General features: G+C 74.6%; 12 protein-coding genes. 2 read left to right on the top strand and 10 right to left on the bottom strand.

Features of this window, described 5'->3' with window-relative positions:
• Positions 1-36 precede the first annotated feature (36 nt).
• The 8 genes from FVA95_RS13260 to FVA95_RS13295 all read right to left on the bottom strand — a co-directional run bounded on the left by FVA95_RS13260 (position 37) and on the right by FVA95_RS13295 (position 9,806).
• Complete coding sequence (locus tag FVA95_RS13260) at positions 37-672, bottom strand: ABC transporter permease subunit (RefSeq protein WP_149664492.1); 636 nt, start codon at positions 670-672, stop codon at positions 37-39.
• Positions 669-1,529, bottom strand: a complete 861-nt coding sequence (locus FVA95_RS13265) for an ABC transporter substrate-binding protein (RefSeq protein WP_149664493.1) — start codon at positions 1,527-1,529, stop codon at positions 669-671. Before FVA95_RS13265 ends, FVA95_RS13260 begins: the two co-directional genes overlap by 4 nt.
• Positions 1,530-1,591: 62 nt before the next feature.
• Entirely contained in the window at positions 1,592-2,032 is a 441-nt protein-coding gene (locus FVA95_RS13270; protein ID WP_020627019.1) for a hypothetical protein, read from the bottom strand.
• A gap of 331 nt (positions 2,033-2,363) precedes the next feature.
• Positions 2,364-3,779, bottom strand: a complete 1,416-nt coding sequence (locus tag FVA95_RS13275) for a fused MFS/spermidine synthase (RefSeq protein WP_149664494.1) — start codon at positions 3,777-3,779, stop codon at positions 2,364-2,366.
• A 69-nt stretch (positions 3,780-3,848) separates the two neighbouring features.
• Positions 3,849-4,868 carry an NADP-dependent oxidoreductase gene (locus tag FVA95_RS13280; RefSeq protein WP_149664495.1) on the bottom strand — a complete coding sequence of 340 codons (1,020 nt, stop codon included), beginning with the start codon at positions 4,866-4,868 and terminating at the stop codon, positions 3,849-3,851.
• Between the two features lie 92 nt (positions 4,869-4,960).
• Entirely contained in the window at positions 4,961-6,121 is a 1,161-nt protein-coding gene (locus FVA95_RS13285; RefSeq protein ID WP_149664496.1) for an acyl-CoA dehydrogenase family protein, read from the bottom strand.
• Positions 6,118-8,199 carry a biotin carboxylase N-terminal domain-containing protein gene (locus FVA95_RS13290; protein WP_149664497.1) on the bottom strand — a complete coding sequence of 694 codons (2,082 nt, stop codon included), beginning with the start codon at positions 8,197-8,199 and terminating at the stop codon, positions 6,118-6,120. The genes FVA95_RS13285 and FVA95_RS13290 overlap by 4 nt, the downstream gene beginning before the upstream one ends.
• Before the next feature lie 8 nt (positions 8,200-8,207).
• Complete coding sequence (locus FVA95_RS13295) at positions 8,208-9,806, bottom strand: carboxyl transferase domain-containing protein (protein ID WP_149664498.1); 1,599 nt, start codon at positions 9,804-9,806, stop codon at positions 8,208-8,210.
• Positions 9,807-9,909: 103 nt separating this feature from the next.
• On the opposite strand from FVA95_RS13295, the gene FVA95_RS13300 reads away from it, so the two are divergent.
• Entirely contained in the window at positions 9,910-10,599 is a 690-nt protein-coding gene (locus FVA95_RS13300) for a response regulator transcription factor (RefSeq protein WP_149664499.1), read from the top strand.
• Positions 10,600-10,614: 15 nt separating this feature from the next.
• On the opposite strand, the gene FVA95_RS13305 is transcribed toward FVA95_RS13300, so the two are convergent.
• Positions 10,615-12,795, bottom strand: a complete 2,181-nt coding sequence (locus FVA95_RS13305) for an ATP-binding protein (RefSeq protein ID WP_240051462.1) — start codon at positions 12,793-12,795, stop codon at positions 10,615-10,617.
• Between the two features lie 96 nt (positions 12,796-12,891).
• Here FVA95_RS13305 and FVA95_RS13310 point away from each other — a divergent pair, with 96 nt between their 5' ends.
• Positions 12,892-13,515, top strand: a complete 624-nt coding sequence (locus FVA95_RS13310; protein ID WP_149664501.1) for a TetR/AcrR family transcriptional regulator — start codon at positions 12,892-12,894, stop codon at positions 13,513-13,515.
• A 10-nt stretch (positions 13,516-13,525) separates the two neighbouring features.
• Here FVA95_RS13310 and FVA95_RS13315 read toward each other — a convergent pair whose 3' ends face one another.
• A complete protein-coding gene (locus FVA95_RS13315; RefSeq protein WP_149664502.1) occupies positions 13,526-15,445 on the bottom strand; it encodes a heavy metal translocating P-type ATPase in 1,920 nt (639 codons plus the stop codon).
• Positions 15,446-15,519 lie beyond the last annotated feature (74 nt).

A 15,519-nucleotide genomic window follows, 5' to 3' on the forward strand; every position in this document is an offset into this window, starting at 1 on the left:
TCTCGTTCTCAGCAGAGCCCATAGGGTCTGATGTCATCACTCACAGTGCCCATCCCGCCGGACGCTGAGGTCCGGCGTGTCGGGCCGGAACCACCGTTCGTGCACAGGCCCGCGCGCCTGGGAGGGGTGCACCGACTCGATGCCGGCGCGGAACACCTCCGCCACGTAGGCGGAGTAGACCAGCACGAGCGTGAGGGTGCCGAGCACGGCGGCGTCGGTGGGGATCCCCTGCAGGCGCAGGGCCGGGAGCCCGAACCCGATGAGGTAGAGGGCCACGAGCAGCGGGACGCCGCGGAACAGGTCGACGTAGCCGGTCGCGAGCAGCCGCACCGGGAGGAAGACCGGACCGCGCAGGGTCCGCAGCACCGCGATCAGCAGGCCGAGGACGAGCACCCCGAGCTCGGCGACGACCAGGACCCGCAGGTTCAGCCACAGCCCGGACAGCACGGCGGGCAGCGACTCCCAGGCGACCTGCGGGTCCAGGAAGGTCTCCCGGACCCGTGGCCAGCCGGGCGATCCGGCCACCGCGGCGACGAGCAGTCCCGCGAAGACCAGGGTCGACGCCAGCGCGATCAGCGTGGACCGGCGGGACCGGGAACGGCGGTACGCGGCGCGTTCCCGGGCCAGCGGGCTCGGGGGCGGCGGCCCGGCGGCCGCGGCGGGTGCGCTCATCGCAGCTCGGGAGCCGCCCCGTCAGCCTGGATCCACTGCTGCTCCAGCGCCGCGAGGGTGCCCCGCTCGCGGAGCCGGTCGACGGCGGCGGAGACGCACCCGGTCAGCGGGCTGTCCTTGTCCAGCACCGCGCCGAACTGCTCGGGGGTCCCCCCGGCAGGGAGCTGCCCGACGATCGTCGCCTCGGGCAGGTCGCTGCCGACGATCTGGAACGCGGTGGGCAGGTCCACGACGAGCCCGTCGATCTGGCCGTTGGACAGCGCGAGCTTGCCGTCGTCGTTGGTGTTGTAGACCGCGGCCGGGGTGGTCGGGGCGACGGAGGCGTTCAGCTGCTCCAGGCTCGTCGTACCGATCTGGGCACCAAGCCGGGCGTCCTTCAGCTGGGCCACGGTCGTGGATCGGGCCAGCGGCGAGGTCTTCAGTGCGACGACGGCCTGCCGCACGTCGTAGTACGGGCTGGAGAAGTCGACCGCCCGCCTGCGCTCCTCGGTGATGGAGAACTCGGTGAGGTTCAGGTCGTAGGTCTTGGGGCCCGGCTGGATGGCGGCGTTGAACGGGACGCGCACCCAGGTGACCCGGTCGCGCGGGTACCCGAGATCGTCGGCGACGGCGTAGGCCACGGCGGACTCGAACCCGCGGCCGGACGTCGGGTCGTCGTCGAGGTACCACGGCGGGTAGACCGGCTGGTCGGTGCCGATCGTCAGGGTGCCCTGCGCCAGGGTCGGCAGGGCACCGGGCTCGCAGTCCGCCGCGGCGCCACCACCGGTCGCGGCCGGGTCGGGCTGCGGCGCACACCCGGCGATCGTGGCCGCGAGCAGTGCTCCGAGCAGGAGCGTCGTCGTCCGGGCGCGCGTCATCCCCACATCCTTCACAGGGTGGCGGCCCCGGTCTTCGTGAACCGGGTCACGACACGGTGACGTCAGTGGTCGTCGCGCCCGGTGAGCGCGTGCTCCAGCTCGTCGGCGAGGTGGACGACCTGGCGGAACGGGAACTCGAACCCGTCGAGCGCGGCCGGGCCGAGCGGGATGGAGTGCCGGAACACCACGACGCCCTCCTCCGCGGCCAGCCCACCGACCACCGACGGCCCGGCCAGCTCCAGGGCACGGCCGAGGTCGACCTCGCCGAGCCGGGCGACCGGGGACTCGATCTGCACCCACTCCTGGTCCGGGTCGGCGACGGCGGCCGCCGCGTCGGTGACCTCGACGCCGGGCCGGCCCGCACCCTCCCGCACCCGCTTCACGACGACGAGCTGGTCCCTGTCCTCGGTCGTCGGCAGCCGGAAGCGCAGCTCGTCCGCACCCTGGCGCACGATCTCGTACCGGACCACGACGTAGGCCTTCAGGTCCTCCCAGGTCGCCACGCCCGTCTCCCCCTCGATCGTCCGACGGGGCCCACCGGGCCCCGTCGCCGACCCTAGCGTGATCCGGCCCCCACACGGCCGGGTCGAGCGGCCGGTCCGAGACGAACCTCCCCGGTGGGCCCCACCTCCCGATGGGGCCTCGTCCCTCGACGGATCCGCCTCACCCGGGCCTGCTCGGCGACCACCACGAGACGAACGGGGCCGTCGGGCCGACGGACCATCCGTGCTCGGATCACCGGCGCCGAGATGCAGCTGACCGGGCGATGGAGATCCACAGTTCCCGCTGAGCCGCATCTCGGCGCGGCGGGACGGGGTCTGGCGGGTCGGCGCCCTACCCCGCCAGCCCCGTGGTGATCAGCTGGTCCACCGGGGCGCGGTCGTCGGTCAGGACCGGCGTCCCCGCGGTGAACGCGGCGGTGCGGGCCGGGTCGAGGACCGCGCCCGCTTCGCCGGAGCGGGCGACGGCGGCGTCGAGCGCGGCCGGGTCGAGCGGCCGGTCCGAGGCGACGACCACGACGTTCCCGCCCCCGCCGGGGGCGAACTCGTCGGGGCGGGCGAGGAGCATCGTCGTCGCGAACCGGGACTCGACGGTCGCGGTGGCGGCCCTGACCAGGTCGAGCGGGTACCGGTCGATCACGTTGAGCACGTAGACCCCTCCCGGGCGCAGCACCCGCGCCACCTCGTCGAGGAACTCGGTGGTGGACAGGTGCCAGGGCACCGAGCGGGCACCGAAGGCGTCGCCCACGACGAGGTCGGCGGAGTCGTCGGGCAGCGCGGCGAGGTTCACCCGGGCGTCGCCGGTCCGGACGGTCGTGCCGGGGATCGTGCCCGCGTCGAGCGACCGGACCCCGAGGTCGATCACGCCGGGGTCCAGCTCCAGCACGGTCGAGGTGCTGCCGGGGCGGGTCGCGGCGAGCCAGCGCGGCATGGTCAGCGCGCCCCCGCCGACGTGCACCGCGTCGACCGGGCGCGGCTGCGGGAACGCGGTGTCGATCGCGGCGGCGAACCGCTTCGTGTAGGCGAACTCCAGGTGCGCGGGGTCGCCGAGGCGGACGTAGGAGTGACGCAGGTCGTCGAGCACCAGGTAGCGACCGGCCGGGTCCGCGGGGTCGGTCCGGACGGCGGCGCAGTAGTAGGTGGTGTCGGCGTCGCAGCGCCCCGGGAGCGCGACGAGCGCGACGGCCAGCAGGAGTGCCGCGGCGCCGCCCTTCGCGATGTCCGAGCGCCGCCGGCGGGGCGCGAGGACGAGCCCGAGCACGAGGCAGGCGGCGGCGGTGACCAGCAGGATCGCGCTCACCGGCAACAGCGCGACCAGCACGAACCCGGTGAGGAAGGTGCCGGCGAGCGATCCGAGGGTGCCCGCGGCGGACAGCCCGCCGACGACCTCGCCGGAGCGCTCCAGCCCGGTCAGCCGGGCCTTGGTGACGGCCGGGGTGACCGCGGCCAGCGCCGTCACCGAGACCAGCGTGGACGCGGCGACGAGCACGACGGCGGCGTACGGCCCGGCGCCGAGGAGCGGCCCGAGGAGCCGGACCACCGGCCGCACGGCGAGGGTGCCCAGCCCGCCGACGACCAGCATCAGCGCGGCGACGGCGACCGGGTCACGCTCGTCGGCCCACCGCCCGCCGAGCGAGGCCCCCGCCGCGATCCCGGCGAGGGCCACCCCGATCACGGCGGTGGTCGACTCGAGGGTCAGTCCGACGTAGGGCGCGACGAGCCGGGTCGCGAGGGTCTCGACGACGAGGATCGCCGCCCCGAGACGACGACGGCGGTCCGGGCCATGGCGAGGCGCACCCCGCCATGGTGCCGGTCGGGGTCAGCTCCGCTTCAGCCGGAGCACGAGCTTGCCCGTGTTCTCGCCGCGGAACAGCTTGAGGAACACCTCCGGGAAGTCGTCGACGGTGCCGTCGACGACGTCCTCGCGGCTGTGCAGGCGGCCCTCGGCGAGCCAGCCGGCGAACTCCTTGCCGGCCTCGCCCCAGCGGGGGAGGTAGTCCCCGACCAGGAAGCCCTCCATCCGGGCCCGGTTGACCAGCAGGTTCATGTAGTTCTTCGGGCCGGTCATGCCGCCCTCGGCGTTGTACTGGCTGATCGCGCCGCAGAGGACGACGCGGGCGTGCATCGCGAGCCTGCCGAGCACGGCGTCGAGGATCTCCCCGCCGACGTTGTCGAAGTAGACGTCCACGCCGTCGGGGGCGAGCTCCTTCAGCCGCTGCGACACGTTCTCCGAGCGGTAGTCGATCGCGGCGTCGAACCCGAGCTCGTCGGTGATCCACGCGCACTTCTCCGGACCGCCCGCGATGCCGACGACCCGGGCGCCCTTGACCTTCGCGAGCTGCCCGACCACCGACCCGACGGCACCGGCCGCACCGGAGACGACGACCGTCTCCCCCTCCGTGAGGGCACCGACGTCGAACAGCCCGAAGTAGGCGGTCATGCCGGTCATGCCGAGCAGCGCGAGGTAGCGCTCCGGCGGCACGTCCGCGGTCGGGGAGACCTTCTGCAGGCCCCGACCGTCGCTCTCGGTGTACTCCTGGACGCCGAGCACGCCGGTGACGGTGTCGCCGACGGCGAAGTCCGGGTTCTTCGAGGCGACGACCTGACCGAGGCCGAGCGCGCGCATCACCTCGCCGATCCCGACCGGGGGCGCGTACGAACGACCTTCGTTCATCCAGCCGCGCATCGCCGGGTCCAGCGAGATGTGGCTGACCCGGACGACGATGCGGCCCTCGCCGGGCTCGGGCACCGGCTCGGTGGTGTGCTCCCACACCTCCGGGCCGGGGGTGCCCTGCGGGCGCGCGGCGAGCCGTACCTGGTGGTTGACCTCGTTGCTCATGACACCGGTCTACCCCGGACAGGGGCGCGGCACCGCATCACGGTCGTCACGCGCGTGACGGGAATGTCGTTCGGTGACCGAACGGATCGTCGTCACAGGCCCAGGTGCCGCGCGATCAGCATCTTCTGCACCTCGGAGGTGCCCTCTCCGACCTCGAGGATCTTCGCGTCGCGGTAGAACCGCCCGACCGGGTACTCGTTCATGAAGCCGTAGCCGCCGAAGATCTGGGTGGCGTCGCGCGCGTTGTCCATCGCCGCGTTCGACGAGACGAGCTTGGCGATCGCCGCCTCCTTCTTGAACGGCGCGCCCGCGACGAGCAGCCGCGCGGCGTGCTGCCAGGCCAGCCGGGCGGTGTGCGCGCGAGCCTCCATCTCGGCGATCTTGAACTGGATCGCCTGGTAGGAGCCGATGGTGTTCCCGAACGCCTCGCGCTCACCGGCGTAGCGCACGGACTCGTCGACGCAGCCCTGGGCCAGCCCGGTCGCCAGCGCCGCGATCGCGACCCGGCCCTCGTCGAGGATGGACAGGAACTGGGCGTAGCCGCGACCGCGCTCGCCGAGCAGGTTCGCCTCGGGGACGCGGACGTCGTCGAAGAAGAGCTCGCGGGTGTCGGAGCAGTTCCAGCCGACCTTGGAGTACTTCTCGCTCACCGTGAACCCGGGGGTGCCGGCCGGGACGAGGATCGCCGAGATCTCCTTGCGGCCGTCGGCCTTCTCACCGGTGACGGCGGTGACGGTGACCACCGAGGTGATGTCGGTGCCGGAGTTGGTGATGAAGCACTTGGACCCGTTGATCACCCATTCGCCGCCGTCGAGCCGGGCGGTGGTGCGGGTGGCGCCGGCGTCGGAGCCGCCGCCGGGCTCGGTGAGCCCGAAGGCGCCCAGCGCGCGGCCCGCGGCGAGGTCGGGCAGCCAGCGCGACTTCTGCTCGTCGGTGCCGAACCGCAGGATCGGCATGGCACCGAGCCCGACGCCGGCCTCGACGGTGATCGCGACCGAGGAGTCGACCCGCGCCAGCTCCTCCAGGGCCAGGCACAGGGCGTGGTAGTCGCCGCCCTGCCCGCCGTACTCCTCCGGGACGGGCAGGCCGAACAGGCCCATCTCGCCCATCTTCGCGGTGATCGCGTACGGGAACTCCTCGCGGATGTAGAGGTCCCCGATGACCGGGGCCACCTCGGTGCGCGCGAACTCCTCGACCGCAGCGCGCAGCGCCTCGTACTCCTCGGCGGTGGTGGTGTCCTGGGCGACGGTCATGCCTGCTCCTCCGATACGGGCTCGACCACGAGCAGCACCGCGTCCTTCGCGACGGTGGCTCCGGCCCGGGCCCTCAGCTCGCGCACCGTCCCGTCGACCGGGGCGGTGAGCACGTGTTCCATCTTCATGGCCTCGACGACGACCAGCTTCTGACCTGCGACGACGGCGTCCCCGTCGGCGACCTCGACGACGGTGACCGTCCCCGGCATCGGTGAGACGACCGGGCCGCCCGCACCGCCGGCGATCGCGGCGGCCTCCGTCGGCGCCTGCTCCCGCAGGCTCCAGGCGTGCCCGTCGCGGCCGATCCAGACGACCCCGTCGGCACCCTCGGCGACGGCGAACCGGCGGGTGCGCCCGTCCTGGGTGTGCTCCACGACCCCCGGTGCGACGGCGGCGGTGCGGCACCGGACGGCGGCCGCGGCGGGTGCCGCCGACGCCGGGACGGCGGCACTCCCCGGAACCCCGTCCGCCGGCCCACCCGCGGCGGGCAGCGCCAGGTCGAACCCGGCCGCCCGGCCACGGGCGCGCACCTCGACGGCGCCGTCGGCGCCCCCGGTGACCAGGCGGCTCACCGTCCAGGCGGGCTCCCCGACCCGCCAGCCACCGGGGACATCGAAGGGGTCCACCACGGGCCCGGCCGGCTCCCGGCGCAGCAGCCCGAGACCGGCGAGGACACCGAGGACGTCGGCGGGCACGGTGTCGTCGACGAGTGCGGCGCCGCGCCGGGCGATCAGCCCGGTGTCGAGGCGCCCGGCGCGGACATCGTCGTCGGCGAGCAGCGCCCGCAGGAACCCGATGTTGGAGTCGAGCCCGAGCAGCACCGTGTCGCGCAGCGCGGCGTCGAGCCGGCGCAGCGCCTCGTCGCGGGTGGCGCCGTGGGCGATCACCTTGGCCAGCATCGGGTCGTAGTCCGACCCGACCACGGTGCCGGTCTCGATCCCGGCGTCGACCCGCACCCCGGGCGGCGGCGTCCAGGCCAGCACCGGTCCGCCGGACGGGAGGAAGGTGAGCCCGTCACCAGAGACGGCGGCGGCCTCGGCGTACACCCGGGCCTCCACCGCGTGCCCGGTGAGGACCACGTCGTCCTGGGTGATCGGCAGCGGCTCCCCCGCGGCGACGCGCAGCTGCAGCTCGACCAGGTCCAGGCCGGTGACCTCCTCGGTGACCGGGTGCTCGACCTGCAGACGGGTGTTCATCTCCAGGAAGAAGAACTCCTCGGGCCGGTCGGAGCTCACGATGAACTCGACGGTGCCCGCGCCGGTGTAGCCGACCGACCGCGCCGCCTCGCAGGCGGCGCGGCCCATCTCCGCGCGCTGCGTGGGGGTGAGCAGAGCCGACGGCGCCTCCTCGATGATCTTCTGGTGGCGGCGCTGCAGCGAGCACTCGCGCTCGCCGAGGTGCACGACGGTGCCGTGCGCGTCGGCCATCACCTGGATCTCGATGTGCCGCGGCGTGGTGACCAGCCGCTCGACGAGCAGGGTGTCGTCGCCGAAGGAACCGCGGGCCTCGCGCCGCGCACCGGCGATCGCGTCGGCCAGCTGCTCGGGGGTGTGGACCTCGCGCATGCCCTTGCCACCGCCGCCGGCCGAGGGTTTGAGCAGCACCGGGTACCCGATGTCGGCGACGACGGCGGCCAGGTCGTCGTCGGTGAGGCCGGAGCCGTCGGACCCGGGCACGACCGGGACCCCGGCCTTCGCGACGGTCTGCTTCGCGCGGATCTTGTCGCCCATCGCCTCGATCGCCGACGACGGCGGCCCGACGAAGGCGATCCCCGCCCGTTCGCAGGCGGCGGCGAACGCGGTGTTCTCGGACAGGAAGCCGTAGCCGGGGTGGATCGCCTGCGCACCGGTGGCCCGGGCGGCGGCGATCACGTTCTCCACCGACAGGTAGGACTCGCCCGCGGCGGCCGGGCCGATCCGGACGGCCTCGTCGGCGGCGCGGACGTGCGGGGCCGCGGCGTCGGCGTCGGAGTACACGGCGACCGACCGGACGCCCAGCGCGCGCAGGGTGCGGATGACGCGGACCGCGATCTCGCCGCGGTTCGCGACCAGGACGGTGTCGAACAGTGCCGATCCCATGGGGGCCCTCACATCCGGAAGACGCCGAAGGCCGGGTCGGCCAGGGGCGCGTTGGCGGCGACGGACAGGGACAGCCCGAGGACGGTGCGGGTGTCGGCGGGGTCGATGACGCCGTCGTCCCACAGCCGGGCGGTGGAGTAGTAGGGGTGTCCCTGCTCCTCGTACTGGGCGCGGATCGCGTCCGGGTCGGCGTTGCCGACGGTGCCGAGCACGGTGGCCGCCTGTTCGCCGCCCATGACCGAGATGCGGGCATTGGGCCACATGAACAGGAACCGGGGCGAGTACGCCCGCCCGCACATGGCGTAGTTGCCGGCGCCGAAGGACCCGCCGATGACGACGGTCAGCTTCGCCACCCGGGTGGAGGCGACGGCGGTGACCATCTTCGCGCCGTTGCGGGCGATGCCGCCCGCCTCGTACTCGCGGCCGACCATGAACCCGGAGATGTTCTGCAGGAACACCAGCGGGATGCCGCGCTGGTCGCACAGCTCGACGAAGTGCGCGCCCTTGAGCGCGGACTCGGAGAACAGGATCCCGTTGTTGGCGACGATCCCGACCGGGTGGCCGTGGATCCGGGCGAACCCGGTCACCAGGGTGGTGCCGTACTCGGACTTGAACTCCGCGAACCGGGAGCCGTCGACGACGCGGGCGATCACCTCGCGCACGTCGTAGGGGGTGCGGGTGTCGGTGGGCACCGCGGCGTAGAGCCCGGCGGGGTCGACGGCGGGCTCCTCGGTGGGGCGCACCTCCCACGGCCGCGGGGCGCGCGGGCCGAGCGTCGCGACGATCGCGCGGACCCGGGCGAGCGCGTCCGCGTCGTCGACGGCGAGGTGGTCGGTGACGCCGGAGACCTTCGCGTGCAGGTCCCCGCCGCCCAGCTCCTCGGCGGTGACGACCGCACCGGTCGCGGCCTTCACCAGCGGCGGGCCGCCCAGGAAGATCGTGCCCTGGTTGCGGACGATCACGGCCTCGTCGCTCATCGCGGGGACGTAGGCGCCACCCGCGGTGCAGGACCCGAGGACGGCGGCGATCTGCGGGATGCCCTGGCCGGACATCTGCGCCTGGTTGTAGAAGATGCGGCCGAAGTGCTCGCGGTCGGGGAACACCTCGTCCTGCTCGGGCAGGTACGCGCCCCCGGAGTCGACCAGGTACACACACGGCAGCCGGTTGTGCAGCGCCACCTCCTGCGCGCGCAGGTGCTTCTTGACCGTCATCGGGTAGTAGGTGCCGCCCTTGACGGTCGCGTCGTTGGCGACGACCACGACCTCCCGGCCGGCGACCCGCCCGACCCCGGTGATCATCCCGGCGCCGGGGGCCTGGTCGTCGTACATGCCGTGGGCGGCCAGCGGGGACAGCTCCAGGAACGGCGACGACGGGTCGACCAGCGCGTCCACCCGGTCGCGCGGCAGCAGCTTCCCGCGTTCGACGTGCCGGGCCCGCGAGCGCTCCGGCCCGCCGAGCCGGGTCCGCTCCAGCCGGTCGCGCAGGTCGGCGACCAGGGCGCGGTGCGCGGCGTCGTTCTCCACGGCGCGCGGGTCGGCCGGGTCCACCGCCGTGCCGAGCCGCGGGGCCTCCGGGGTCGGCGCGGGTGGGGCCTGCGGTGCCGTCATCGGACCTCCCGGGGAACGCTGTCTGTTAATGACCGTTAACAGGTTAGCGGTTGTTAACACGCGTCGTCCAGAGCGGGCGTCGGGGACCTCTACTCTGGGAGACGTGCGCCTGCTGCTGGTCGAGGACGAGAAGCCGCTCGCCGAACTGGTCCGCCGGGGCCTGACCGGGGAGGGGCACGAGGTGGAGGTCGCACACGACGGCCCCACCGGGCTGCAGCTCGCGCTGACCGGCCGGCACGACGTGGTCATCCTCGACATCATGCTGCCGGGCCTGTCGGGTTACCGGATCCTGCAGCACCTGCGCGACCGGGGCGTGTGGACGCCGGTGCTCATGCTGACCGCCAAGGACGGCGAGTACGACGAGGCCGACGCCTTCGACCTCGGCGCGGACGACTACCTGACCAAGCCGTTCTCGTTCGTCGTGCTGCAGGCCCGGCTGCGCGCGCTGCTGCGCCGGGCCGGGGAGGCCGCACCGACCGTCCTGCGGGTCGGGGACCTCACGCTGGACCCGGGGACCCACCGGGTGCACCGCGGCGAGACCGAGATCCCGCTGACCCCGCGCGAGTTCGGCGTGCTCGAGCACCTGATGCAGAACACCGGGCAGGTCGTGACCAAGACCGACATCCTGCGCTCGGTCTGGGACGCCCACTACGACGGCGAGGTCAACGTCGTCGAGGTCTACGTCGGCTACCTGCGCCGCAAGATCGACGCTCCGTTCGGGACGCACAGCATCGAGACGCTGCGCGGCGTCGGCTACCGGATGTCCGAGCCCGCGGCCGCGCCGCCCCGCTGAGCTGCGGGGAACCGCTCAGCGACGACGGTCGGACGGCCGCCGCGGCGACGGCGTGACGACCGGCTCGCGCCCGGCCAGCGCGGGCTGGCGCCCGGCGTCCCGGGTGTCACGTGCCTCGCGGGTCGTCTCCCGGCCGGCGACGGCGGTGCCGGCCCGGCCCCGCTGCTCCCGCGGCGCGACGACCGGCAACGGCCGGGTGGCGTTCTCGTCGAACGGGCTGCCGACGGTGTTCGGCCGGATCGGCAGCGGGCCGGTCGGCGGGTCGAGACGACTGTGGGCGGGCGGTGCGGACACGTCGTCCTCCGGGTCGGGCGGGGTCGTCCCCGGAGCGCTGTCCGAGGGCCGACCGTCCGTGCCCGAGCCGTGGGTGACGGCCGGGTCACCGGGCGTGCGCATCATGCCACCCGGACCGGCGGTCCCGCGTGGCGACGCGCCCTGCGCCGCCCCGGCCTGCACCCCGACGTGCTCGGGCGCCCCCTGGTCGTCGTCCTGCCCGCCGGGCCCCACCCAGGCGTCCGGCCCGAAGTCGGCGGGCTCCTCCTCCCGCGCCGCCGCCCGTGCCCACGGAGACCTGGTGGTCACCCGCGGGATCGGACCGGAGGGCCGGTCGTCGCACAGCTCCGCGGACGGCCCGGCGCCGGCGCCGGCCTGCTCGGCACCGACCGGCTCGGGGGTCTCCTCCTCGGACAGCGGCGCCGGCGCGGCGGGCACGGTGACCCGGAACCGGGCCCCGCCCAGCTCCGGCGACGAGGTCGCCTCCACCGTCCCGCCGTGCGCCGCGACCAGCTCGGCGACGATCGCGAGGCCGAGCCCGGAGCCGCCGTCGCCGCGGGCGCGGGCCTCGTCGAGCCGGACGAAGCGCTCGAAGACCCGGGCGCGGTCGGCCTCGGGGACGCCGTTGCCGTCGTCGTCGACCTCGATCACCGCGACGCCGTCCTCGGCGCGGACCGACACCGCGACCGTCGACGACGCGTGCCGCTTGGCGTTGTCGACCAGGTTGCGCAGCACCCGGACCAGCTGCCCGCGGTCGCCGACCACCCGGACGGGCTCGCTGGTCACCCGGACCGCGACGGCGGTCTCGGCCGACGGACGCTCCCGCTCGGCGTCGGCGATCTCGTCGAGGTCGACCTCCTCGCGGCGCGGCACGATGCCGCGCTCGTCGGCGCGGGCGAGGAACAGCAGGTTCTCGACCAGGCCGGTCAGCCGGGAGGCCTCCCCGCGCAGCACGTCGACGGTGGCCCGGTCCGCGGACGACTCCGGCATGCCGGAGCCGAGCAGCTCCAGCCCGGTCGACACGGTCGCGAGCGGGCTGCGCAGCTCGTGGCTGGCGTCGGCGACGAAGCGGCGCTGGGTGGCCTGGGAGGACTCGAGCCGCCCGAGCATCTGGTTCATGGTGCGGGCGAGGCGGCCGACCTCGTCGCGCGCGACGGGTTCGTCCACCCGCTGGGACAGATCCTTGTCCCCCATGCCCGCGACCCGGGCGCGCATGTCCTCCACCGGGCGCAGCGCGCGACCGGCGAACAGGTAGGTGAAGCCGCCGGCGACCAGCACCAGCAGCGGCACACCGCCCGCGACGAGCCAGGTGACCAGATCGACGGCCCGGTGCATCTGGTCGGTCGGCTGGGCGGAGTAGATCGTGATCGGCCGGTCGAAGGCCCGCACACCGAGCCCGACGACCATCATGTCCTCGGTCTCCAGCGGGCCGGACCGAGGGTCGATCCCGGGGCCCCCGGCGTCGTGGAAGGTGACCGGCACGTCCATCTGGGACCGCGTCTCGTGCGGGGCGAGGACCCAGTCCACGAGCTGCGGCCGGTCGTCCAGCGGCTCGGAGGCGGCGAACACCTCGATGTTGCGCCCCTGGCCGTTCGACCCGACACGGTCGTCCGGGGCACCGGTCCGGTCGCTCCAGGCGGTCACGACCTGCACGAAGTCGGTCCGGCGGGCGGTGGTGACCACCGCGTTCTCCTTGGCCGGGTCGCCGGGGCGGTAGTCCGCGAAGTTCGCCTGGATCCGCTCGGCGACCTGCTGGGCGCTCGCCAGCAGCGCCTCCTCGGTGTTGCGCTTGAGCTGGTTCTCCAGGATCAGCACCAGCGACACACCGGCGACGACGAGCACCATCGCGACCGCCGCCGCCGCCGCCAGGGCGGACGCCGCGCGCACGCCGAGACGCTCACGCATCCGGCGCAGGGTCCTCATCACGCCCACGAGGGTATCGCCGTCGACCTGTGCGGACCCTGAGACGGACCGCACCAGGCGTTAACATCCGTTAACCGACGACGCTACGATCACCCGATGGCCGCAGCAGGAGCCTCCCCCCCGGACGGCGCGGGCACGCGCACGGAGGCCCCGTCGCGGCGCGAGCAGATCCTCACCGAGGCGGCCCGGCTGTTCGCCCGGCACGGCTTCCACGGGGTGAGCATCGCCGACCTGGGTGCCGCGGTCGGCGTCAGCGGCCCCGCGCTCTACCGGCACTTCCCCGGCAAGGAGGCGCTGCTCGCGGAGCTGCTCATCGACATCTCCGAGCGGCTGCTCGACGGCGGACGGGCCCGCGTGCACCACGACGACCCGCGGGCCGCACTGGCCGACCTCGTCGACTTCCACGTCGCGTTCGCGACCCGCGAGCCGGAGCTGATCGTCGTGCAGGACCGGGACCTCGCGAACCTGCCCGAGGAGCCGCGCCGCACCGTGCGGCGGCTGCAGCGCACCTACGTCGAGCTGTGGGTGGACACCCTGCGCCGGGTGCACCCCGACGTCGCGCCCGCCGAGGCCCGCACCGTCGCACACGGGGTGTTCGGCCTGCTCAACTCCACGCCGTACGCGCCGCGGGCCGAGCAGCCGTCCGCGCGCGGGGCGGACGCCCGGGCCGCGGTGCTGCGTCGGATGGCGCTGGCCGCGCTGGACGCCGCCCCCACGTGAGGGGCGGGCCTCAGACGCCGACGCGCTCCCGCTCGACCGGCACGACGGCGGACCGGGCCCGCCGGTCCTCCCGGCGCGCGACGACGAGCAGCCGCAGCCCGTTCAGGCAGACCAGCACCGTGGACAGCTCGTGCCCGGCGACGCCGACGACCAGGGGCAACGTCCCGACCAGGTCCCACCCGACCAGGACGACGATCACCGTGGCGGCGAAGGCCAGGTTCGCCCGCGCGATCCGCCGTGCCCGCCGGGCCAGCACCACCAGCGGCGCGAGCGAGCCGAGCGGGTCCCGGGTGAGCACGCCGTCGGCGGCCTCCAGAGACAGCGCCCCCGCCCCCTCGGAGACGACGAGCCCGACGTCGGCCGAGGCGAGCAGCGGCGCGTCGTTGATGCCGTCACCCGCGGCGAGCACCCGGCGACCCCTGGCCTGCTCGGCGCGGACGACCTCGACCTTGCCGTCGGGCAGCAGCCCGGCCCGCACCCGGGTCAGGCCGAGCCGGCCGGCGAGCACCCGGGCCGGGCGCTCGGCGTCGCCGGTGAGGACCTGCGGCTCGCCGCCGACCTCACGGCGCAGCGCGGCCAGCGCGTCTGCGGCACCCGGGCGCGGCTCGTCGGACAGCCCGAGCACTCCGGCGGGCTCACCGTCCACCAGCACCACGACGGCGGTCCGCCCCGCCTCCTGCAATGCGGCGACCCCCGGGACCTCGACGTCGCCGGCGAGCTCCGGGCGCCCGACGGCGACGCTCCGCCCGTCGACGACCGCCCGCACCCCCTCGCCCGGGACCGCGGTGAACCCCTCGGCCCGTGGCAGACGCAGGCCGCGCTCCAGGGCGTGCGTGCGGACCGCGCGGCCCAGCACGTGCTCGCTGCCGGCCTCGGCGGCCCCGGCCAGGGCGAGCAGCTCGTCGGCGGGCCGGGACGCCAGCGGGGTCACCGACACCACCTGCGGGCAGCCGGAGGTCAGCGTGCCGGTCTTGTCCAGCACCACGGTGTCGACCTCGGCGAGCGCCTCCAGCACGGTGACGTCCTTGACCAGCGTCCCGCGCCGGCCGGACACCGCGACCGCGGCGAGCAGCGGCGGCATCGTCGCGAGCACGATCGCGCACGGCGAGGCCACGATCATGAAGACGATCGCGCGGAGCAGTGTCTCGGTGAACGGGGCACCGAGCAGCAGCGGCACGGTGAGCAGCAGCACCGTCCCCGCGACGACCAGCACCGAGTAGCGCTGCTCGACGCGCTCGATGAACAGCTGACGGCCCGCCTTGGTCTCCGCGGCCCGCTCGACCTGCGCCGCGACCCCCGCGACGACGGTGTCCGCCGCGTCCCGCGAGACCCGGACCCGCAGGACGCCGGTGCCGTTCACGGTGCCCGCGAGCACCGTGTCGCCGGGCCCGGTGCGGGCCGGGACCGGTTCCCCGGTCAGCGCGGAGGTGTCGACCTCCGACACCCCGTCGAGCACGGTGCCGTCGCCGGGGACCCGCTCTCCGGGACGGACGACGACGGCCTGTCCCGCGACGAGCCCGGCCGCCGGGACGGTGCGCTCGGCACCGTGGTCGTCGACGACGACGGCCGTCTCCGGGGCGAGGTCGAGCAGCGCGTCGATGCTGGCCCGGGTGCGGGCGGTCATGACCGACTCCAGCGCCCCGGACGTCGCGAAGATGACGACGAGCAGGCCACCGTCGAACCACTGTCCGATCACCGCCGCCGCGACCGCGGCGACGATCATCAGCAGGTCGACGTCGAGCCGCTTCTCCCCGAGCGCACGCAGGCCCTCGAGCGCGGGCTCCCAGCCGCCGAGGACGTAGCAGGCCAGGTACAGGCCGACGACCACCGCGGACGGCGCGCCGAGCAGGTCGGCCCCGAGCGCGGCCAGGAAGGCCAGCAGGGCGGCCCCGGCCCAGCGGACCTCGGGAAGGGTGAGAGCGGATCGCATGCGTGGAACCGTACCTGCGCATGCACGAAGATATGCAGTCAGCCATCCAGATGCTGAGACGGTGGACCATCCGC

The organism is Pseudonocardia sp. EV170527-09 (genome assembly GCF_008369905.1).
GTDB lineage: Bacteria > Actinomycetota > Actinomycetes > Mycobacteriales > Pseudonocardiaceae > Pseudonocardia.